The 20,826-nt window shown below is 67.3% G+C and carries 19 protein-coding genes; 15 read left to right on the top strand and 4 right to left on the bottom strand.

From position 1 onward, the window contains the following. Positions 1-11: 11 nt before the first annotated feature. Positions 12-1,295: a VOC family protein gene (locus FYJ91_RS02620; RefSeq protein WP_149520714.1), complete on the top strand. Its 1,284-nt coding sequence runs from the start codon at positions 12-14 to the stop codon at positions 1,293-1,295. Here the strand turns inward: FYJ91_RS02620 and FYJ91_RS02615 are convergent. Then, positions 1,292-2,959 (bottom strand): tetratricopeptide repeat protein, encoded by a 1,668-nt coding sequence (locus tag FYJ91_RS02615; RefSeq protein ID WP_149520713.1) that lies wholly within the window; start codon positions 2,957-2,959, stop codon positions 1,292-1,294. The genes FYJ91_RS02620 and FYJ91_RS02615 overlap by 4 nt on opposite strands. Positions 2,960-3,316: 357 nt before the next feature. On the opposite strand from FYJ91_RS02615, the gene FYJ91_RS02610 reads away from it, so the two are divergent. From FYJ91_RS02610 to FYJ91_RS02545, 14 genes are all read left to right on the top strand, one after another. Next, positions 3,317-3,691 carry a DUF983 domain-containing protein gene (locus tag FYJ91_RS02610; RefSeq protein WP_149520712.1) on the top strand — a complete coding sequence of 125 codons (375 nt, stop codon included), beginning with the start codon at positions 3,317-3,319 and terminating at the stop codon, positions 3,689-3,691. Positions 3,692-3,805: 114 nt separating this feature from the next. After that, entirely contained in the window at positions 3,806-4,570 is a 765-nt protein-coding gene (locus FYJ91_RS02605; protein ID WP_149520711.1) for a type II secretion system protein N, read from the top strand. Between the two features lie 5 nt (positions 4,571-4,575). Beyond that, positions 4,576-6,726, top strand: a complete 2,151-nt coding sequence (gspD, locus tag FYJ91_RS02600; protein ID WP_149521306.1) for a type II secretion system secretin GspD — start codon at positions 4,576-4,578, stop codon at positions 6,724-6,726. Continuing rightward, entirely contained in the window at positions 6,723-8,228 is a 1,506-nt protein-coding gene (locus FYJ91_RS02595; protein WP_149520710.1) for a GspE/PulE family protein, read from the top strand. Before gspD ends, FYJ91_RS02595 begins: the two co-directional genes overlap by 4 nt. Further along, complete coding sequence (gene gspF / locus FYJ91_RS02590) at positions 8,221-9,444, top strand: type II secretion system inner membrane protein GspF (RefSeq protein WP_149520709.1); 1,224 nt, start codon at positions 8,221-8,223, stop codon at positions 9,442-9,444. The genes FYJ91_RS02595 and gspF overlap by 8 nt, the downstream gene beginning before the upstream one ends. Continuing rightward, entirely contained in the window at positions 9,444-9,959 is a 516-nt protein-coding gene (gene gspG / locus FYJ91_RS02585; protein WP_149520708.1) for a type II secretion system major pseudopilin GspG, read from the top strand. Before gspF ends, gspG begins: the two co-directional genes overlap by 1 nt. Beyond that, positions 9,934-10,398 (top strand): GspH/FimT family pseudopilin, encoded by a 465-nt coding sequence (locus FYJ91_RS02580; protein WP_181008372.1) that lies wholly within the window; start codon positions 9,934-9,936, stop codon positions 10,396-10,398. The genes gspG and FYJ91_RS02580 overlap by 26 nt, the downstream gene beginning before the upstream one ends. After that, positions 10,388-10,756 carry a type II secretion system minor pseudopilin GspI gene (gspI, locus tag FYJ91_RS02575; RefSeq protein WP_149520706.1) on the top strand — a complete coding sequence of 123 codons (369 nt, stop codon included), beginning with the start codon at positions 10,388-10,390 and terminating at the stop codon, positions 10,754-10,756. The genes FYJ91_RS02580 and gspI overlap by 11 nt, the downstream gene beginning before the upstream one ends. Next, positions 10,753-11,361, top strand: a complete 609-nt coding sequence (gspJ, locus tag FYJ91_RS02570) for a type II secretion system minor pseudopilin GspJ (protein ID WP_181008314.1) — start codon at positions 10,753-10,755, stop codon at positions 11,359-11,361. Before gspI ends, gspJ begins: the two co-directional genes overlap by 4 nt. After that, positions 11,358-12,341, top strand: coding sequence for a type II secretion system minor pseudopilin GspK (gene gspK / locus FYJ91_RS02565; RefSeq protein ID WP_181008313.1), 984 nt, complete (start codon positions 11,358-11,360; stop codon positions 12,339-12,341). Before gspJ ends, gspK begins: the two co-directional genes overlap by 4 nt. Further along, positions 12,338-13,432, top strand: a complete 1,095-nt coding sequence (gspL, locus tag FYJ91_RS02560; RefSeq protein ID WP_149520704.1) for a type II secretion system protein GspL — start codon at positions 12,338-12,340, stop codon at positions 13,430-13,432. Before gspK ends, gspL begins: the two co-directional genes overlap by 4 nt. Further along, a complete protein-coding gene (gspM, locus tag FYJ91_RS02555) occupies positions 13,429-13,902 on the top strand; it encodes a type II secretion system protein GspM (protein ID WP_149520703.1) in 474 nt (157 codons plus the stop codon). The genes gspL and gspM overlap by 4 nt, the downstream gene beginning before the upstream one ends. 23 nt (positions 13,903-13,925) lie before the next feature. Next, a complete protein-coding gene (gspN, locus tag FYJ91_RS02550; protein WP_149520702.1) occupies positions 13,926-14,630 on the top strand; it encodes a type II secretion system protein N in 705 nt (234 codons plus the stop codon). A 167-nt stretch (positions 14,631-14,797) separates the two neighbouring features. After that, the gene (locus FYJ91_RS02545) at positions 14,798-16,825 is read left to right on the top strand and encodes a protein-disulfide reductase DsbD family protein (RefSeq protein ID WP_149520701.1); all 2,028 of its coding nucleotides are present in this window, start codon (positions 14,798-14,800) and stop codon (positions 16,823-16,825) included. 89 nt (positions 16,826-16,914) lie between these two features. On the opposite strand, the gene FYJ91_RS02540 is transcribed toward FYJ91_RS02545, so the two are convergent. The 3 genes from FYJ91_RS02540 to FYJ91_RS02530 are packed head-to-tail and all read right to left on the bottom strand — an operon-like array spanning position 16,915 to position 20,815. Next, on the bottom strand, positions 16,915-17,241 hold the full coding sequence (locus FYJ91_RS02540) for a DUF952 domain-containing protein (protein ID WP_149520700.1): 327 nt from the start codon (positions 17,239-17,241) through the stop codon (positions 16,915-16,917). Further along, a complete protein-coding gene (locus FYJ91_RS02535) occupies positions 17,238-18,521 on the bottom strand; it encodes a PepSY-associated TM helix domain-containing protein (RefSeq protein ID WP_246152371.1) in 1,284 nt (427 codons plus the stop codon). Before FYJ91_RS02535 ends, FYJ91_RS02540 begins: the two co-directional genes overlap by 4 nt. Continuing rightward, positions 18,518-20,815: a TonB-dependent receptor gene (locus FYJ91_RS02530; protein WP_149520698.1), complete on the bottom strand. Its 2,298-nt coding sequence runs from the start codon at positions 20,813-20,815 to the stop codon at positions 18,518-18,520. The genes FYJ91_RS02535 and FYJ91_RS02530 overlap by 4 nt, the downstream gene beginning before the upstream one ends. Positions 20,816-20,826: the final 11 nt, after the last annotated feature.

Genomic DNA, 20,826 nt, shown 5'->3' with positions numbered 1-20,826 from the left:
CGCCGGGCCACATGGCCGAGTTCGTCGAACCCGATCGCATCCGCGCGGCCTTCGCGCTGGCGATGTCGGACATGTACCGCGCCGAAGTGCCACAATATGGCGCGCTCGTCGCTTTGGTCGAACAGATCAACGCCGACGTGCTGGCGCGCGATCCGGAATTGGCCGTGGGCCTGGAGCGGGCAGGGGGGCTCGATCGGCTGTCGGGCGAACGCCACGGCGCGATCCGGGTCGGCACGGCGGAAGAATTGCGGCTGTGCGCGCGCGCCTTCGCGGTCATGGGGATGGAGCCGGTGGGCTATTACGACCTCGCGCCCGCGGGTGTGCCGGTCCATTCGACCGCGTTCCGTCCGGTCGATCCGGCGGCGCTGGCGCGCAATCCGTTCCGGCTGTTCACGTCGCTGCTGCGGCTCGAACTGATCGCCGATGACGCTCTGCGCGCCGAAGCGGCAGCGATCCTCGCGCGGCGACAGATCGTGACGTCCCATGCGCTTGCGTTGATCGAGCAGGCCGAACGCGACGGCGGCCTCGACGAGGCGCATGCGAACCGCTTCGTCGTCGAACTGCTCGAAACCTTCCGTTGGCATGCCCGGGCGACGGTCGATGCCCAAACCTACGCCAAGCTGCTCGCCTCGCACCGCCTGGTCGCCGACGTGGTCAGCTTTCGCGGGCCGCACATCAATCACCTGACCCCGCGCACGCTCGATATCGACGCGGCGCAGGCTGCGATGCCCGCCGCCGGGATCGCGCCCAAAGAGAACATCGAAGGGCCGCCGCGTCGCCGCTGCCCGGTGCTGTTGCGCCAGACAAGCTTCAAGGCGCTCGATGAGGCGATCGATTTCGACGGCGTCGTCGGCCGTCATCTCGCGCGGTTCGGGGAGATCGAGCAGCGTGGGGTGGCGCTGACCCCGAAGGGGCGGGCTCTTTACGACGCGCTTCTGGCGCGTGGTGGCGATGCCTTTGCCGATCTTCCCGATGACTGGGATGTCCTGCGCCGTGAAGGGCTTGCCTATTTTGCCTACACGCCGACGGAAAAGGCAGGAGCGCCCGAAGGCACCTCGCTCGATTCCCTGGTTTCCGCTGGCCATGTCGCGGCCGACCCGATCATCTACGAGGATTTTCTGCCGGTCAGCGCGGCGGGAATATTCCAGTCCAACCTCGGCGATGCCGCCCGCGCGCATTATCAGGGCCAATCCAGCAAAGCGGCGTTCGAAGCCGCGCTGGGTCGCCCGGTGATCGACGAATTCGCGCTCTATGCGGCGCAGCAGGCCGCCTCGATCGCCGCCTTGGCGCTTTAGCCGCTGGCGAGACCGATCTTGCGCAGATCGGCGATAACCCGCGCCGCGATTTCGCGCGAGATGCCGGTGCGTTCGAGATACTGGGCGGGATTCGCGGCGACGCCCGGATCGGCGGCCTTGAGCTGATCCCAGGCGGCGGTGGCGCGGGCATTGTCGCCGAGCATCGCATAGCCTGCGGCGGTGATCAGGTGGTAACGCGGCCGCCGCCCGATGACCGGCGGGGTCATGCGGTCGAGCGCTTCGGCCGCCAGCGCCCGATCGCCGCGATCGATCGCCACCAGCACCAGCGCCCAATAGAAGCGCCCGTCGGGCCCGGCATCGATCGTAATCGCGTCGCGGATCAGCTTTTCCGCCCGCGCGTCGTGGCAATTGAGCAGAATCACCCCGGCATCGGCGAGGACGACGGGTTCATAGGGGGCAAGGTCGGCCGAGGCGATCGCGTTGCGGATCGCACGCGGGCACGCCTTCTGTACGCTCGCGACGCGCGCCTGCGCGCTCACTGCCCAGGGATCGGTCGGGTCGATCGTGGTCGCGAGCTGCGCATGGGTCTGGGCCTCCATCAGCAGAGCCTTACGATGCGACGCGCCACGCGATCCGGACAGGCGATCGAGCGCGAGATAGGAGGCCGTCGCCTGCAGCAGCGGACTGTCCGCCTGTGCGATGCTCTTCGGCACGCAATGCTCCAGTTCGCCGCGATCGGCATCGGTGCGCTCGCGGCGATAGCGGTGGTAGGTGAGCATGCAGCGATAGGGACCGGCCGGGGCGCTGGCATATTCCTGCGCCGCGACAAGCCCGTCGGCACGGCTGATCAGCGCGATTGCGGGGCCGAGGCGCTGGACGATATCGATCTGACGGACGTCGGCCGAGGGCAGCGAATAGCTGCCCGACCAGAGCAGCCGGTCGGGGCTGAGCCGCCACAGCCGCAACGTGACGCGCGGGGCATCGCCCGGGGGTATGTCCACCGCGAGCCGATAGCGTGCTTCGGTTGCCTTCGGATCGGGCGGGAGGACGCTGCGCGTGGTCCGCACGTCGAAGACCGCGCTGCGCCGCAACCCGTCCAGAAGGACAGCGCGCACCTGATCGCTCAGGTCCGAATCGGGCGTCTTGGCATTTGCGGCGGCGATTTCGAGCATCGGGCGGCTGCTGCCGGTCGTCACTTCCTCATGTCGCGGCAGGATCACCAGCGCGACGACGGCGGTGATCGCGATCACGATGAAAAAGGCCGCGGCGATCGCGACCCAGAGGAGAACGGGCTTGCGCGCCGGCGCCACGGGAATCGGCGCGGTCGGCGCTTCCGGTTCGATCGGCGCGGTGCCGCGATCGAGTTCGACGCGGTAACGTCCCTGTGGAATCGACAGCCGTCCGGCTGGGCCAGGCGCGGTCTGCGCATAATGTTCGATGATCAAGCGGCGGAGACGGCCTATCTGGACACGCGGATAACTGTCTGCGCGCGCGTCATAATCCGGCGCGCGGCCGAGGCCGTCGACCGCGACCGAATATGCCTTGAGTTGCTCCCCGCGCCCGGCCAATGTTTCGGCGACCAGATATTCGAGCAACCTTTTCATGATCGGTGCGCGCGAAAAGGCGGGCGATGCGAGCAGCAGCGCGAGCTCGTCGCGCAGCGCCGCAGCCTCGATCGGATCAATTTCCCGCGGCCCCGCCATCGTCTCTCCGATCACTATCGTTGGGGCATCCGAATCGTCCCCCCGATCCGCTTCCATGCCCGCAGGCCGGCCTTGTAACGGTTACAGAGACGGGGAGAAACTGGTTTTGGCGATCCCAAACGCCTTGAGAGACGGCGTCCGTCGTGCTGCACCGCCGACGGTTCGATGCAAGGCAGGATCGGGCTACCCCCAACGGCTTGATCCATATGCCCCATCGCCAATGAGCCGGTTGCCGATGGCCCCCACCGTCGACAGCCGGCTTTTTGATTCCGGCTTCATATCAGGTTGCGCCAGGCGCAATCCCGATGACGAACTTCGCGCTGCGGCGCGCGCTTCTCCCATGCTAAGGGCGCCCGCATGACCGAAGCTGCCGAACGCCCGCTCGTCCCCGCCCTGATCCTGGGTCTCAAGGGACGTTGCCCGTCCTGCGGAGAGGCGCCGTTGTTCGGGCGATTCCTGCGTCCCCTGCCGGAATGTCCATCGTGCGGGCAGGATTGGACGCCGCAACGCGCCGACGATCTGCCCGCTTATATCGTGGTGCTGACGGTCGGCCATGTCCTGGCGCCCTTCATCTGCGCGATGAACCTGTCCTATGACGTGTCGATGCTGGTGCAGATGATCCTGTGGCCCGGGCTCGCGCTCGTCATGTCGCTGGCGATGATTCAGCCCGTGAAAGGTGCCGTCATCGCATTGCAATGGGCGCGTCACATGCACGGATTCGGCCGAGGCTGATTCCGGCGCCAGTTGGCGCTTTGTGACGGAGGATCGCCTCGCCTATAGCGGGAGTCGCAGGTGCGACGTTCGGGGGTTGGGCGCGTGAAGGGTTTGAGTGTTTGGCGTGGCCGGGTGCCCACGCGCGATTTTGTTTCGCCCAATCCGTTCAAGCTCGCCGAATGGGGCATGGTGGGGCTCGTCGGGCTGCTTTCGATCGCTCTGGTCTGGGCGTTGGCGGCACCGACGGGGGAGGGTGTTCGGCCCGGCGTCGCGACCGCCGACGGCTCGCCCGCATCGTTCGCCGCCTTCGATCCCTTCTTTCGGCTCAATGGCGGCGGCCCTTCGGTCATCACGCCGCTCGACCTCAGCCTGCACGGCGTGCGCGCGGATCAGGCGTCGGGCCGGGGTTCGGCGATCATCGGCCTGCCCGATGGCACGCAGAACAGCTATGCGGTGGGCGATGAGATCCTGCCCGGGGTCAAGCTGACCGCTGTGGAGTTCGACAGCGTGACGATCGATCGCGGCGGCGCCCCGGAGAAAATCTATCTCGACCAGTCGGAGGAAGCGTCGGCGCCCGGCGTAATGCCTGTGCCGGCTCCGCAGCCTGCGCCCGTCGCGGCCGGCGCGGCCTCGCTGATGGCCGATCTGTCGCTGTCGCCGCGCATCGATGGTGGCCGCATCACCGGCTATCTGATCCAGCAGCAGGGCGATGGCCGCGCGCTTGCCGCCGCCGGTTTGCAGCCGGGCGACATGCTGACCAGCATCAACGGCGTTTCCGTGTCCGATCCCGGCGCGACCACCCGCTTCGCCGAATCGACCCAGGCGGGCACGCCCGTCACGATCGTCGTCCAGCGCAACGGTGAGAGCCGCACCCTCCAGATCGGAGGCGCCAAGTGAAGCGCATGCTCCTCACCGCCGCAGCGCTGATCGCGGTTGCTCAACCCATCGCGGCGCAACAAGTGCTCAACCTGCGCGATGCCGATGTCCGCGCCTTCATTCAGGATGCGGCGCGCGTCACCGGGCGCAACTTCGTCATCGATCCGCGCGTGCAGGGCAAGGTGTCGGTCGTCACCGATCGCGCGCTCAGCAAGTCCGAATATTTCGAACTGTTCCTGTCGACGCTGCGCGCGAGCGGCCTGGTCGCGGTGCCGCTGACCGGGGGCGCCTTCCGCATCCAGCCGATCGAAGGCGCGGCGACGATCCCCGGGCGGATCGGATCGGCGGGCATGTCGGGCAACAACTTCGTCACCGACGTGATCCGCCTGCGATCGATCGACGCGCAGGCGGCGCTCGATTCGCTGCGCCCGCTCGCCAGCCCGCAGGGATCGATCACCGCGAACCGCAACGCCAACTCGCTGATCATCGCCGATTATGCCGACAATATACGCCGCATGCGGATGCTGGTCGGCCAACTCGATCGCGACAACAGCAACACCCGGCTTGTCCCGCTCAAGAATGCTGGAGCGCGTGAAATCGCGACCGCGCTGACCCAGTTGATCGGGGGAGGCGGCACCGCGCAAAGCGGGGCGTCGACCGGCGTCAGTGTAATCGCGGTCGACAGCGGCAACGCGCTGCTGATCCGGGGCGATTCCGGTGGCGTCGCGCGCATGGCCGCGCTGGCCGAGGATCTTGACCGGCGCGCCGCCAATGCGTCCGAGATTCGCGTCATCTTCCTCGAATATGCCGACGCGGCGAAGCTGCTCCCGGTGCTTCAGCAACTCGTCGGCCAGGCGCCCGATGTCGTCGCGACCAGCTCCACCACCGGCAGCGCGGCCGGCGCTCCCGCCCCAGCGCCCGCAGCCGCCGCTACGCCGACGTCACGAGGCGCGGCCGGCGCGATCGTGACGCGATTTGACGGCGCGAATGCGATCATCATAGCCGGCCCCGCCGATGTGCAGCGCACCTTGGGCGAAGTCGTTCGACAGCTCGACACGCGCCGCGATCAGGTGCTGGTGGAGGCGATCATCGTCGAGATTTCGAACGATGCGGCACGCAAGCTCGGCGTCCAGTTCCTGCTGGGCGGAAAGCCGGGGTCGGGCGTGCCCTTTGCCGCCACCAATTATTCGAATGCGGCACCCAACATCCTGACGGTCGCCGGCGCGATCGGTGCGCGTGAACTCGCGACCACGACCACCACGGTCAACGGCACCACCACGACCACGACGACGAACACCGAGATCAGCGACCAGCTGGCCGAAGCCGCGGTCAGCTCGATCCTGAACGCCGGCGGCGGTTTTGCGGGCTTTGCCGATACGCTGGGCAGGAATGCCATTTTCGGCGCGATCATCAACGCGGTGCAATCGGACACCAAGTCGAACGTCCTTTCGACGCCATCGGTCCTGACGCTCGACAATCAGGAGGCGAAGCTGCTGGTCGGGCAGGAGATACCGATCACCACCGGACAGGCGCTTTCGAACAATTTCGACAATCAGTTCCGCACCGTCCAGCGCCAGAATGTCGGCGTCCAGCTCGAGGTGAAGCCGCAGATCAACGCGGGCGGCGCGATCAAGCTGTTCCTGAAGCAGGAAGTGTCGTCGATCGCGGGGCCGGTGACCAACGGCTCATCCGACCTGATCCTCAACAAACGTCTGATCGAGACGACCGTTACCGTCGACGATGGCGACATCATCGCGCTGGGCGGTCTGCTCGACGACAATGAGCGGCGGACGATCGAGCGTATCCCGTTGCTCAGCGACATTCCGGGCCTTGGCGAACTCTTCAAGTCGCGGTCGCGCAGCCATGTGAAGACCAATCTGATGGTCTTCATCCGCCCGACTATCCTGCGTTCGCGGCAGGATAGCCAGCGGCTCGCGGCGCAGCGTTATGGCTATATTCGCGGCGAGCAGGCCCGCTTCGGCAAGCCGGGCGAGGAGCCGTCCATTGACGAACTGGTGCGCGACTATATGGGCGCCGCCCTTCCGGTCGGACCCTCGCCCTCCGCCGTGAGCGCTGCGCCTGCCGGGCCACCCGAGATCATTCGTCCTTCCGTCACGACGAGCAGCCAGATCGTCCGCCCGGTCGACGTGCAGCCGTCGAAGAAGCCGAAGCAATGAGCGATCTGGCGGAGGATGTCGCGGTTCCCGCGCCTCTTGCGCCTGCGATCCCCTATGCGTTCGCCAAACGCGCCGGACTGGTCCCGCTTGGCACCGCCGACACACATGGCCGGCCGCTGATTGGCTTGCGTCCCGATGCCGATCGGTCGGCGCTGATCGAGCTGCGCCGCGCGATGGGACGCGCAATCGCGGTCGAGCCGCTTGCCGCCGATCGCTTCGAACAGGCGCTGTCGGATCATTATGCGATGGACGGGCAGGCGGCGGCCCTGCTGGGCGGCGCGATCGGGCTCGACGATCTGGGCGAGCTGCCGAGTTCGGAAGACCTGCTCGACAGCGCCGACGATGCCCCCGCCATCCGCCTGATCAACGGCATCATCGCCGATGCGGTGCGGCAGGGCGTGTCCGACATTCACGTCGAGCCGTTCGAGACCGGGCTGGTCGTGCGGATGCGGATCGACGGGGTTCTGTCCGAACGCCTGCGCCTGCCTGCAGCCGTCGCGCCGGTGGTGGTGAGCCGCATCAAGGTGATGTCGCGCCTCGACATCGCCGAGCGGCGCCTGCCGCAGGATGGGCGCATCGGCCTGTCGATCGGCGGGCGTCTGCTCGACGTTCGCGTCTCGACATTGCCGGGCCGCGCGGGCGAGCGGGTGGTGCTGCGCATCCTCGACAAGGAAGCGGCGGGGATCGATCCCGATCAGCTGGGTATGCCGCCCGCGGTCGATCGCGCCTTTCGCGCGGCGCTCGCCGAACCCAATGGCATCCTGCTCGTCACCGGGCCGACCGGGGCGGGCAAGACGACGACGCTCTACGCCGCGCTCCGATCGCTCAACGACGGCAGCCGCAACATCCTGACGGTCGAGGATCCGATCGAATATGCGGTCGACGGGGTGGGGCAGACGCAGGTCAATCCCAAGGTCGGGCTTGATTTCGCCGCCGGGCTGCGCGCGATCCTGCGCCAGGATCCCGACGTCGTCATGGTCGGGGAAATCCGCGATGGCGAGACCGCGCAGATCGCGACCCAGGCTTCGCTGACCGGCCACCTCGTTCTGTCGACCCTCCACACCAACGATGCGGTCGGCGCAATCACGCGGTTGCGCGACATGAAGGTCGAGCCGTTCCTGATCGCCTCCACGGTGCGCGCCGTCATCGCGCAACGGCTGGTGCGCCGGCTCTGCCCGGTATGCAGCATCGCCGACACGCCGAGTCCTGCGATCCGTGCGGCGCTCAAGCTGAAGCGCGATCCGAGCGTGCGGGTGGCGCAGGGTTGCGAGGCGTGCGGCCATACCGGCTATCGCGGGCGGATCGGCCTATTCGAAGTCATCCGCATCGACGACACGATCCGCGCGATCATCAACGCCGATGGTGACGAGGTCGCGATCGCCAAACATGCCTTCGCGACCGGCGATACGCTTGCCAAGGCCGCGCGGCGGCTGGTGCGCGAGGGCGTGACGAGTCCGGAAGAGGCGTTGCGCATCATCCGCGGGGATGGCGCGGATGAGTGACTTCGCCTGGCACGCGATCGACACGAGCGGGCGCGAGCGGCGAGGGCATATTGCGGCCGAGACGCCCGAGGATGCGCGTACGCAGCTCGAAGCGCGCCGGCTCTACGTCGTCGCGATCGACAAGGGGCAGGGTGCGACGCGCGGCCCCAGCCTCGGCGCACAGCTGATCCGTCGCCGCCGTCGCCTGTCGACGCGCGAACTGACCCTCGTCACCCGCCAGTTCGCGAGCCTGATCACCGTCATCCCGGTCGAAGAGGCGCTGCGCACGATCCAGAAGCAGACGGGCAGGGCGACGACCGCCGCTGTGCTCGGATCGGTCCACGATGCGGTCGTGCAGGGGCATCGTCTCGCCGATGCGCTGGCCACCGAGCCACAGAGCTTCCCGCCGCTCTATCGCGCGATGGTCGCGGCGGGGGAGGCGTCGGGGACGTTGCCCGAAATCCTCGAACGGCTCGCCGACCTGCACGAACGTCAGGCGAGCGTGCGCGGCAAGCTGATCACCGCATTGGCCTATCCTACCGTCCTCGCGATCGTCGCGACCGCGGTGGTGCTCGGGCTGATGCTGTTCGTCGTGCCGCGCATCGTCGAACAGTTCGACATATCGGGGCGACAATTGCCGCTCATCACCCGGATCGTAGTCGGCGCCTCCGAACTTTTGATCCGCTTCTGGTGGATCGCCCCTTTGGTCATCCTCATCGGCGTTTTCGCCTTCGGCCGGATGATGACGGATGAGGGACGGCGGCTGCGCTTCGACACGCGCCTGCTGCAACTACCGCTGATCGGTCGACTGCTGCGCGATCTCCATGCCGCACGGATGGCGCGGACGTTGTCGCGGATGGTCGAGAGCCGGTTGCCGCTGATCGAGGGGATCGCGATCACCGCGCGCACCGTCCACAACCGCGCCTTGCGCAGCGGTTCGGAGGCGATGGTCGAGGACATCCGGGGCGGCTCCAGCCTGTCGGCGGCGCTGCGCCGTACCGATCTCTTTCCGCCGATCATGGTTTATATGGCGGCGTCGGGCGAGGCGTCGGGCCGGCTCGACGAGATGCTCGAACGCGCGGCCGACTATCTGGAGCGTGAATTCGACATGTTCACAGCGACCTTGCTGGCGCTTTTGGAGCCGCTGGTGATCGTCTTCATGGGGGTGATCGTCGCGCTTATCGTGCTGTCGATCCTGCTCCCCGTCCTTCAACTCGATACGCTGGCAGGCATGTGATGATGACCGATGAATTAGAACTCCGTTCGTCTCGAGCGCCGTCGAGAGACGTCGGCGGGCGTGAACGTGTCTCGACTGCGCTCGACACGAACGGAAGCGAGGGCGAGCGCGGCTTCACCCTCGTCGAGCTGATGGTCGTCATCCTGATCCTTGGCCTGCTGACCACCGTCGTCGTGATCAACGTCCTGCCCGCGCAGGACAAGGCGATGACGCAGAAGGCGCAGACCGATATCGCGCTGCTCGAACAGGCGCTCGAACGCTACCGGCTCGACAATTTCACCTATCCGCCGACGGGCGCGGGGCTGCAGGCGCTGGTGCAGCCGCCGGTCGGCCTCGCCCATCCCGAACGCTATCCGCGCGGCGGCTATATCAAGCGGCTGCCAAATGATCCGTGGGGCAATCCGTACCAATATCATTCACCGGGCGAGCATGGCGCGTTCGACATCATCAGCTACGGCGCGGACGGCAAGCCGGACGGCGAGGGGCAGGATGCCGATATCGGCAACTGGAAATAAGCGGGACGGCGAGCGGGGCTTCACCCTCGTCGAACTGCTTGCGGTCCTCGCGATCATGGGGATTGCGGCGGCGGCCGTTTTGTTCGCGATGCCGTCGCAAAGCACCGAGGCGCGATCGGCCGCCGCTCGCTTCGCTTCGGCTGCGGAGGCTGCGCGGGACTCGGCGATCCTCGCTTCCGCCCCAGTCGCGATCCGGGTCGATCGGACCGGTTATCGTTTCGAACGCTGGGAAGGCGGTGCCTGGACGCCGTTGAGCCGTAAGCCGCTTCAGCCCGTCGCCTGGCCCGAGGGTGTCACGACCCGGATCGATCCGGCGGGCGAACGCATCCGCTTCGATGCGACCGGCCTCGCCAATCCGGTCAGCGTGCTGTTGAGCGCGGGTGGAGTGACCGCGCGAGTGACGATCGATGCGGGCGGCGAGGTGACTCTTGTCGCCTGAACAGGATCGCGGCTTCACCCTGATCGAGGTGATGGTCGCGCTCGCCATCTTCGCGCTCGCGGCGCTGACGCTGCTCAAGCTCGAAGGAGCGACGCTTTTTGGAGCGGTCGCTATAGAAAGGAAGGCAGTCGCCCAGATCGTCGCACGCAACCAGGCGGTCGAGATCCTCACCGATCCGGTCGCGCCGGCGTATGGCGCCACCAACGGCGTCGAGGAGAATGCCGGGATCGCGTGGCGCTGGACCCGGATCGTCGATCGTATGCCGGAAACGCGGCTGCAGAAGATCGCGATCAGCGTGATGGATCCCGACGGCAATGTTGCCGCGCAGCTGATGCTGATCCGGAAGGGCGGGACGTGAGGCGCGCATGCGGTAGGGAGAGTGGCTTCACCCTCGTCGAACTGCTCGTCGCGCTGGCCATCTTCGCGATCATCGCGCTGGCGAGCGTCGCGCTGCTGAGCATGGCGACGGGGACGCAGGGGCAGGCGCTCGGCGCGCTCGATCGCACCGCCGCGCTGCGCCGGATGACCGCGCTCGTCACCGCGGATCTCGCACAGGCGACCTCGCGCGCTAGCCGCGACGATCGCGGCGACGGCCAGAAGGCGTTCGTCGGCGTGCAGCCGGGTGGTCCGGCACCGATCCTGCGCTTCGTCCGCGCCGGCTGGGTCAATGAAGGCGATGCCCCGCGATCGACCTTGCAGAAGGTCGCCTATCGGATCGAGGATGATCGGCTCGAACGGCTGAGCTGGCCACTGGTCGACGGCGTGCCGCAGGATCGCGCGGTGACATCGACCGCGATGCGCGGAGTCTCGGCAGTCCATCTGCGCTTCCGCAAGGATGGCGTGTGGTCCGACACTTGGGATCAGCGCAATCCGCTGATGATGCCCGACGCGGTCGAGATGGTCGCGACGATCGACGGCATCGGCGAGGTGCGGCAGCTTTTCCTGATCGGATTGGGGCGGTGAGGACGCCGCGTGGACACCCCGAGCAGGGAGCAGCCCTGCTCGCCGTCCTGCTGCTCGTCGCGCTGATCGCGACGCTGGCGATGCTCGCGGTGGATCGGCTCGGTCTCGCGACCCGCCTCGCGGGCAATGCCCGCGCGATCGATCAGGCGCGGGCTTATGCTTATGGTGGTGAGGCGCTGGCGGGCCTGATCGCGGCCGACCTCACCGATCGCAATCGCGGGGATATGACCGCGCGCCCCGAATGGCGCGATGCCGAGCGGGTGATCCCGGTCGAAGGCGGCATGATCCGCGCGCGCCTGTCGGACGGCGGCAATTGCTTCAACCTCAACAGCGTGGTGCAGGGCGACGTCTTTTCGGGCTGGAGGGCGCGCCCGCAGGGGATCGATCAGTTCGGAACCCTGTTGCTCGTTCTCGGCATCCCCCAGTCGCGCGCCCGGTCGATCGCAGCAGCGCTGGGCGACTGGGTCGACAGCGACGGGACCCCGGCCGCCGGCGGCGCGGAGGACGAAACGTACGCGAGGGCCACCATGCCCTATCGCGCCGCCAACAGCCTGATCGGCGATCCCAGCGAATTGCGCACCGTCGCGGGCGTGACGCCCGCCATCTACAAGCGCGTCCGCCCATGGATCTGCGCGTTCAATTCGCCCGAGCTCGCCGCGATCAACATCAACACGATCCGCTCCGATCAGGCGCCGTTGCTCGCGATGCAGTTCGGTGGCCGGCTCTCGGTCGCGCAGGCGGCGGGCATCATCCGCAGCCGCCCGGCGAGTGGCTGGGAATCGGTCGAGAAGTTCACGGCCGATCGGCTTGGCGGGCTCGGCAATGTCACCGGATTGAACCCGACGCTCGATATCAGGACGCGCTGGTTCGTGCTCGACCTTGACGTGACCGTCGACGGTGCGCAGGTGAGGGAAAGGGCATTGATCGACGCCGGCATTCCCCCGCCACGGGTGGTGATGCGGCAATGGGGGACTGAATGACCGTGACGCGGGCCTTGCTGCTCTTCGCGCGCGCCGATGTCGGCGCGATCGAGGGCTGGTTCCGTGTCGAGGACGGCCGCGTCGTCGCGCGCGACACCGCGCTCGATCATCTGCCGCCGCTCGAACCGGACGAACGCATCATCCTGGTCCTGCAGGGTGACGAGGTGACGATCCGCTGGATCGAACTGCCCGCGCTGACCGATGCGCAGGCCGCCGCCGCCGCCCGGATCGCCATTGCCGAACATAGCATCGGCGCGCCCGACACGCTGCATGTCGCGATCGGCGATGTGCATGGCGGGCGGAGGATGGTCGCGACGGTCGATGCGGATCTGCTCCAGCAGTGGATCGGCTGGGCGCAGGCGATCCGCCTCGACCTCCATCATGTCGTGCCGCTGCCGCTGTTGCTTGCCTATGGCGATGGGGCGCCGCGTCTCTGGGATCGCCCTGGCCTGTCAGTTGTACGCGGGCACGATCATGCCTTCGCGGTCGAGCCCGACCTTGCGCACGCGATCCTCTGCACGATCGTGCCCGAGCCGATGGACGACGCCCGTTTCGAAGCGGAGCTTCCCGCCGCGCTCGCGGTACTGCCGCTCGATCTGCGCCAGGGGCGTTTCGCCCGCCGTCGCGCGTGGCGGATCGACGATGCGTGGAAGCGGCGGATGAAGCGGCTCGCGATCGCCGCGGCGATCCTGCTGGTCGCGATACCCGTCGCGCGGATCGGCCGTATCGCCTTCGATGGCTGGCGGATGGAACGCGAGGCGTCGCGCGTCGCGCGCCTGGCGCTCGGCCGCGAAAGCCTGCCCGAAGGCGCGAATGCGGCGATGACGATGCGGGCCGAAGCGTTGCGCGGGCCGGGCATAGGCTTTCCGGGGGGCGCGGCGATGTTGTTCGGCGCGGTTCGCCAGACGCCCAATGTCGAACTGACCGATCTTGATTTTTCGGCCGAAGGCGTGCTGACCGCGTCGGTGACGGGCGCGAGCGCGGCCGATGTGTCGGCGCTGGTCGGGCGGTTGTCGCAAAGTGGCCTTGCGATCGAGACGCTGCCGGGCGGCGACGCCAACCGATCGACCATCAGGATCCGCCGCGCATGATCGACAGCGTCTTCATCTGGTGGCGCCAGCGCACGACGCGCGAGCAACGCTTGCTCTGGCTGCTGATCGTCATCGCGGTGCCGATCCTGCTGTGGTTCGGCGTAGTTCGCCCGATTGGCATCGGATGGCAGGCGGCGCTCGATCATCGCAACGCCGCCGCGCGCGACCTCGACGATGTCCGCGCGCTGGCCGATGAGATTGCGCGCGAAAGCCGCGCGGACGTGCGCCCGTCACCCGGTCCGCTCGCGGACGTCGCCAAGGCCGCCTCGGAAGCGGCCGGTTTCACGCCGCTGCGGGTTGAGACGCAGGGGGTGACCGTGGTGCTGAGCTATGAGGCGGTCAAGCCGCCGGCGCTTTTCGCCTGGGTCGCGGGGCTGGGCAAGCGGGGGCTTGTCGTCGAACGGCTGAACGCGCATCCCAATGCGGATAGGACGCTGGCCGCATCGATCACGCTGCGGCGGCGCAGATAAAAAGACGATCCGGGGGGAATGCGATGTTCAGGATACTGCTGTTTCTCGTCGTGCTTGTCGGCGCCGCGCTTGCCGCTGCAGCCTTCGTACCCCTCAAAACGATCATCGACCTCGCGCATCTCGAGAAGATCGGTTTCACCACATCGGGCACCGAAGGCACCGGGTGGCAGGGGCGCATCTACGACGCACGGCTTGGCCGGATCGCGCTCGGCGATATCGAGACGCATGCCGTTCCCGCCGAACTGCTGAAAGGGCGCCTGCGCATAGACATGGCCGGCACCGATCCGGGCACGCAGCTGAGCGGTGGTTTCAGCATCGGCTGGGGTGGCATCGGTATCGACGGTCTCAACCTGACCGCAAGCCTGCCCGGCGAAGGGCCCGTTCCGGGCGCCACCTTGTTCGTGGAGAATCTCACCGCGCGTTTCCCCGGCACGCATTGCGGCACGGCCGGTGGCGCCGCGCGCGCCTACATGCCGTCGCCGCTTGCCGGGGTGGTGCCGGCCGGATCGATGCAGGGGCCGGCCTTGTGCCGCGACGGCGCGCTGACCTTCGATCTCGCCAGCGACACGGGCGACGCGACGCAGGAGGTCGCGGTCAACGCGACCGGCGGCTACCGCCTGCGCGCGACGATCAAGCCGCGCAACGCGCTGATCGCGACGACGCTGGCGCGCAAGGGCTTCACCCCCGGACCCGACGGCTACGTCTATCAGACCGAGCGGCGCCTTTAGGTAAATCCTCCCCCGGAGGGGGAGGTGGCAGTCCGCAGGACTGACGGAGGGGTATTGGCCGGTGGCGAACCGCCCAGCCTCGAATACCCCTCCACCGGCTACGCCGGTCCCCCTCCCCCTCCGGGGGAGGATTTTGCTTGGGGCGCCATTGGCCCTATAGCGCGCAGATGCTTCGTCGCTTTTTCCTGCTCCTCGCCCTGCTCCTTGCGCCGTTGCGCGTAGAGGCGGCGGGGAACCACCTGACCGCCACGCTCCTTGCCGAGAGTGCGACGCCGAAACCTGGCAGCCGCATCACGCTGGCGCTCTCGATGACACCGGAAAAGGGCTGGCACGGTTATTGGGAAAATCCGGGCGATGCGGGCGTGCCGACCAGCGTCGAATGGAGCCTGCCCGACGGCGCGAAGATCTATGGCCTGCGCTATCCGGTGCCGCAGCGGCTGCTCCTGCTCGGCCTGATGAACTACGTTTATGAGGCGCCTTATGCGCTGCTGACGACGATCGACGTGCCGGCAAGCCTCAAGCCCGGTCAGCGTTTCACCGTGGCGGGCGACGCCAACTGGCTGGTTTGCTCGGCGTCGACCTGCGTGCCCGAAAAGGGGCGCATCTCGATCGATCTGGTCGCGGGCGACGGAGCGGTCGATCCGGCCACGCGCGGGGCATTCGATCGCTGGCGGGCTGCGCTGCCGCTGCCGCTTTCACAGCCCGCCCGGTTCGAAAAAAAGGGCGACCGCATCCGCCTGGCCATCCCCTATCCGGCCGCGCAGCCGGTGGCCGATCCTTATTTCTACCCCGCGATCGATGGCGTGATCGATTATGCCGCGCCTCAGTCGATCAGCCGCAACGGCGACCAGCTGATCGTCGAGGCGAAGGCGAAGGAGGGCGGCTCCGACGTCGTCGGCCTGTCGGGCGTGATCGCAACGGGCGAGGGGCGGGGGCTTTCGGTTCAGGCGGCGAAGGGGCCTGTGCCCGCCGCTGGTATTGCGATCGGTGCGGGCGGCGATGGCAAGGGATTCGATCTGCGCCCTTTCCTGATCGCGCTGGGCGGCGCGCTGCTCGGCGGTCTGCTGCTCAACGTGATGCCCTGCGTCTTCCCGATCCTGAGCCTCAAGGCGCTTAGTCTCGCCAAGGCTGGGGGAAGCGAGGCGCGGGTCGAGGCGCTGTCTTATGCCGCGGGCGTGATCCTGAGCTGCATTGCGCTGGGTGGGCTGATCCTGGGCCTTCGCGCGGGCGGATCGATGGTCGGCTGGGCGTTCCAACTGCAGGATCCGCGTGTGATCGCCGGGCTGTTGCTGCTGATGACGGCGATCAGCCTGAACATGGCCGGGCTGTTTGAACTGCGCACGATCGGCGTCGGCGACAGCCTGACCCACGGCAAGGGCGCGATGCCCGCCTTCTGGACCGGCGTGCTCGCGGCACTCGTCGCGACGCCGTGCACCGGGCCGTTCATGGCAGGGGCGCTGGGCGCGGCGCTGGTATTGCCGGCGGCGGCGGCAATCGCGGTGTTCGCTGGGTTGGGTTTCGGCCTTGCCTTGCCGTTCATCGTGATCGGCTTCGTCCCCGCGCTGCGGCGTAAGCTGCCCAAGCCGGGGCCGTGGATGGAGACGCTGCGGCACATTCTTGCCGTTCCGATGTTCGCGACCGCGCTCGGCCTCGCCTGGATCCTCGGGCGGCAGGCGGGCGTGGACGGGATGGTGCTGGGTCTCGGCGCGGCATTGTTGCTGGGGCTCGCTTTGTGGTGGGCCGGTGCACGGCAGGCCAAGGCGCGCCGCTTCGCCTTCGCGCCATTGTTGCCTGCGCTGGCAATTGCTGGTGCGGCGGCACTGCTGGTGCCGAAGGGGAGTGCGGTCGCGTCGGTCGCCAAGGTTGAGGGCGAGGCGTTCGACGAAGCCAAGCTTGCGTCGCTCACGGCCGAGGGCAAGCCCGTCTTCCTCTATTTCACCGCCGACTGGTGCCTCACCTGCAAGGTCAACGAAAAGGCCGCGATTGACCGCGACGAGGTGCGCGCGGCGTTCAAGCAGGCGGGCGTGACCGTGATGATCGGGGACTGGACCGACGGCAACCCTGCGATCGGCCGCTTCCTCGAGGCGAAGGGGCGTTCGGGCGTGCCGCTCTACCTCTTCTACCACCGCGACGGGAAGGTCGAGACGCTGCCCCAGTTGTTGACGCCCGCGACGCTGACGGGGTTGCGGGCCTAAAACTCACCGTTCGTGTCGAGCGAAGTCGAGACACGTTCCCACGCGCTTAGCCAACGTGTCTCGACTTCGCTCGACACGAACGGTTTGAGTTAAAGAATGTGCGTCCCATCCGTGCGCATCTCGATCGCCCGTTCCGCCACCACATCCTCCAGCGTCAGCGCGCGATACAGATGCGGGAACAGCGCGCCGCCACGCGACGCCTCCCACTTCACGTCGGGCGCGACGCGGGCCTCGTCGATTGTCAGCAGCATCAGCCCCTCGACGCCCCGGAAATGGGCGGCGAGGGTGCCGGCGACCTGATCCTCGGTCGACATGTGGATATAGCCGTCCTTGAGGTCGAGCGGGCTGCCCCCGAAGCTGCCGTCGCGGTGGAGCGTGGCGTGATCGTCGGCGGTAAGGATGCGGTAGATCGTCATGCGGCGATCCTCTGCCGCAGCCCCAGCCAGCGCGCAACCGGAGGCAGGCGACGGAACAGCACCCATTCGAGAATCAGCACCGCGATCAGGCTTAGCCCGAACAGCGGGAACAGGATGCCCAGCCCGGTGATCAGCGCCAGCAAGGGCGCGCGCATCGTCGGGCGGCTGAGCGGGATCGGCGCGCCGAGCAGGCCAATCGGACGCCGGCGCCACCACAATATCGCACCCGATATTGCGAGCAGGCTCAGCCCCATCGTCGCGACCATGCTCAGCAGCTGGTTCGCGAGGCCGAACAACTGCCCCTCATGCGCGGCGATGCCATAGCCGACCGCGCGATCGACCCAGTGGCGATCGGCAAAATCCTTGTGCGTCAGGATCTGCCCGGTGCCGCCGTCGATGCCGAGGTCGGCGCGCAGGGGCCGGTCGCCGCTATCCGACTTGGCGGTCCACAGCGCTCCTCCCGCCTTGGGCGGGGCGACCAGCACCGGCCCGGCGAGATGCGCGCCGGCGGCGGCGGGGACGACGCGGTCGATTTCGGTAAGGTCAACCTTCGTCGGCCCCATTGTCATACCATGATGGCCTTCGTGGGTGCCGGTCGTCCAATCCTGCGGGCCATCGGACAGGCCGGTGACGGCGCGCACCTCCTTGAAATAGCCGCCCCAGACATTGGCCCAGGGCAGGCCGGTCAGGATCAGGAACAGGGCGAGCATGCTCACCCAAATCCCTGTGACGGCGTGGATATCGCGCCAGAAGGCCCGCTTTCCCAGATGCAGGCGCGGCCAGATCACACCCGCCAATCCCGATCCTTTACGCGGCCACCACAGATAGAGGCCGGTCAGGATCATCACGATCGCCCAGCACGCGATCGTCTCGACGATCCAGCTTCCCGGATCGCCGATCATCAGTTCGCCGTGCAGGCGGAAGATCAGGCGCATCAGCCGATCCTGTTCGCCCACCGTCTTGAGGATCGCGAGGGTCGACGGGTTCACATAGACGCGCGTGTCGCCAACACTCACCTGCACGGCATCCCCGGGCGCGGCAGGCAACTGATATTTGGCGAAGTGCGATCCCGGCACGGCACCCACCGCCGCCTGCGCAATGCGCGAGGGCGGGGCGAGCGGGCCGGTCGCGATGCCAGCATAAGGCCGGTCGATCAGCGCCTCGATCTGCGGCTTCCACAGATAGATCGTGCCGGTGATCGACAACCACAGGACCAGCGGCACGCACAGCATCCCCGCATAAAAATGCCAGCGCCAGACGGCGTTGTACCAGCGGCTCACAGCGTCCACCCGGCTTCGATCGTGAAGGTACGCTGCGGATAGGGGTGGAATACCCATGCCTTGTCATTGGTCAAATTGTTGACCCCTGCCGACAGTCGCAGCCCATCCCGCAATCGCCAGTTGATCCGCGCGTCGATCTGCATCAGTTCGGACGTGTAACCATAAGTGTCCCCGCGCTGGCGCCCGTCGAGATCGGTATTCGGTCGCGAGGCATAGCGGAAGCCCAAGGCACCCTGCAGCTTCGGGGTGAGGTTGTAGCGGATGTTGCCGTTGATCCGCCAGCGCGGGATGCGGGGGAACTGAACGCCCTCGGAGGATGGGCTGGCGCGGTTGCGGACGGTTTCGGCGTCGATCATCGCGGCGTTGGCATCGATGTCGAGCCCGTCGATCGGCCAGTTCTTCGTGGCCGCGATCAGCTCGACACCCCATTGGCGAGTCAGGTCGATATTCTTGAAGTTCGAGGTCGAGACCCCGTTCTGGTTGAACCCGACATAGCTGAAGATCGCGTTCTTCACCCGCTGGTAGAAGACGCTCCCCGTCAGCGTGACCGGGCCGAGATGGCGGCGAAGCAAGAGGTTCGCGTCGCGGCTGCGTTCGGCTTTCAGATTGGGATCGAAGCTGTTGACGTTGAATGATCCGTCGCCGTTGAGCGAACCCTGGAACAGTTCGCCGACGGTGGGGAAACGCGTGGCGGTGGCGAGGCTGAGTTCGGCCGCCCAATCGGCGTCGATCGCCCAGCGGGCGGACAGTTTCGGGTCGACCGAGCTGTCGCGGCGGGGCGCATAGCTCTGCGTGACGATCCGTCCCGCCTGCGCGCCGCTGCTCGCCAATGAACCGAGCCCGCCGCCGAACGCCCGCCAGAAATCGGCACGGATGCCGGGGGTGAGGCTGAGACCACCGCCCAGATCGATCTCGTCCTCCGCAAAGATGCCGATCAGCCGGGTCCGGCCGAATGTGCGCGTGCGGAAGGTCCGCCCGCTCGCCGCACGCCAGTCGGTCGTGCCGAACACGGTCTGGTCGGTGTCATAGCGGTTGGCGTTGAGGCCGAAGGCGATAGAATGCGCCCCCATCTCACGCGTGGCGATCAGGTCGCCGGTGTACCAGCCGGTCGGCCCCTGCCGGGTCAATTGTCCCGCACCGTCGATGATGCCGTTCGCATAGCCGTTGGATCGGCGCGTGTCGGCCTGTGCGAAGCGCAGGGTCGACAGGTTTGCCGTCACGGTGAAGCCCGCGACCGGCGCCTCGATTTTGAGGCCGGCGAGCCACTGGTCGCGGTCGGCGATCGACAGGTTGAAGGTGGAGGCGGAAGGCAGCGTGTAGATCGTGCCATTCAGGCTCACGCGGCCCCCATTGACGGTCGATCCGTAGAACGGGTTGCCGCTCGCGTCGGTCAGGTAAGTGCGCGGATGCAGGTTCTTCTCGCGGTTCCACCAGTAGGTGCCGAGCAGCTCGACGTGGACGTCGCCCTGATCGAAGCGGATTTGCGCGCGGACCTGATCCTGCCGCGTGTCGGCATTTGCATAATCGCCGGCGACCGGGGTCTTGGTGATGAGCGCCGGATCGACCACGCCGCCGCCGATCGGCGTGGCGCTGCCCGTCGTGATCGCGCCCAGCTGATAGAACATCTGCGGCTGGCCGTCGTTGACGAGCCGGCGGGCCGAAACGCGCGCGGAGAACGGGCCGTCGGCCTGTTTCACGCCGAAGCCGAACTCGGTCGCGCCGCCGAACAAGGTGTCGCGCGTGCCATATTGGCGATAGGGCTGGACGAAGCCCTGCACTGTGCCGAACGCCTCGGTCTTTTCGGGTGCGCGGGTGGTGATGTTGACGATGCCGCCCATCGAATTACCCGGATAGCGCGCCGAATAAGGGCCATAGACCACGTCGAACTGCGACACCTCGGTCGGGCTCACCACGCCCCATGCGGGCGGAAAGCCGAAGCTGTTGCCGAGGAAGTTGGAAACGGTGAACCCGTCGATCATCACCAGCGCGCGCGCGCTCTGCGTGCTGTGGGTGCCGCGAAAGCCGGGCACGGCATTGTTGTCGCCGATGAAGCGCGTGCGCACGAAGAAATCGGGTGCATATTTGATCAGATCCTCGACGTTGAAGGCGTTGACGCCCGCAAACTGCTTGTCGCCCAGGCTGACCGAAAGCCCGCGCGGTTCGACGCTGATCGCCTTGTCGGTCTGGCCGACGACCAGGATCGCATTGTCATCGGTGGCATCGGCGGCGTGCGCCGTCTGGGCGACGGACAGCAGCGCGATCGTCGCCAGCAGGCGACGGTGGAAGATGGACATGAAAACCCCTT

This window comes from Sphingomonas montanisoli (assembly GCF_008274695.1).
Lineage (GTDB): Bacteria > Pseudomonadota > Alphaproteobacteria > Sphingomonadales > Sphingomonadaceae > Rhizorhabdus > Rhizorhabdus montanisoli.
The sequence above is the reverse complement of the archived record's forward strand: the minus strand, read 5'-3'. Positions and strand labels throughout refer to the sequence as shown.

What these genes read in the sequence shown, in the direction of transcription:
- FYJ91_RS02540 (WP_149520700.1), bottom strand. Translation starts at nt 17,241, where the DNA reads ATGACGATCTACCGCATCCTTACCGCCGACGATCACGCCACGCTCCAC.
- FYJ91_RS02545 (WP_149520701.1), top strand. Translation starts at nt 14,798, where the DNA reads ATGCTTCGTCGCTTTTTCCTGCTCCTCGCCCTGCTCCTTGCGCCGTTG.
- FYJ91_RS02610 (WP_149520712.1), top strand. Translation starts at nt 3,317, where the DNA reads ATGACCGAAGCTGCCGAACGCCCGCTCGTCCCCGCCCTGATCCTGGGT.
- FYJ91_RS02615 (WP_149520713.1), bottom strand. Translation starts at nt 2,959, where the DNA reads ATGGCGGGGCCGCGGGAAATTGATCCGATCGAGGCTGCGGCGCTGCGC.
- gspN (WP_149520702.1), top strand. Translation starts at nt 13,926, where the DNA reads ATGTTCAGGATACTGCTGTTTCTCGTCGTGCTTGTCGGCGCCGCGCTT.
- gspG (WP_149520708.1), top strand. Translation starts at nt 9,444, where the DNA reads ATGATGACCGATGAATTAGAACTCCGTTCGTCTCGAGCGCCGTCGAGA.
- FYJ91_RS02595 (WP_149520710.1), top strand. Translation starts at nt 6,723, where the DNA reads ATGAGCGATCTGGCGGAGGATGTCGCGGTTCCCGCGCCTCTTGCGCCT.
- FYJ91_RS02580 (WP_181008372.1), top strand. Translation starts at nt 9,934, where the DNA reads ATGCCGATATCGGCAACTGGAAATAAGCGGGACGGCGAGCGGGGCTTC.
- gspL (WP_149520704.1), top strand. Translation starts at nt 12,338, where the DNA reads ATGACCGTGACGCGGGCCTTGCTGCTCTTCGCGCGCGCCGATGTCGGC.
- gspF (WP_149520709.1), top strand. Translation starts at nt 8,221, where the DNA reads ATGAGTGACTTCGCCTGGCACGCGATCGACACGAGCGGGCGCGAGCGG.
- FYJ91_RS02620 (WP_149520714.1), top strand. Translation starts at nt 12, where the DNA reads ATGGCCGAGTTCGTCGAACCCGATCGCATCCGCGCGGCCTTCGCGCTG.
- gspM (WP_149520703.1), top strand. Translation starts at nt 13,429, where the DNA reads ATGATCGACAGCGTCTTCATCTGGTGGCGCCAGCGCACGACGCGCGAG.
- FYJ91_RS02530 (WP_149520698.1), bottom strand. Translation starts at nt 20,815, where the DNA reads ATGTCCATCTTCCACCGTCGCCTGCTGGCGACGATCGCGCTGCTGTCC.
- gspD (WP_149521306.1), top strand. Translation starts at nt 4,576, where the DNA reads ATGCTCCTCACCGCCGCAGCGCTGATCGCGGTTGCTCAACCCATCGCG.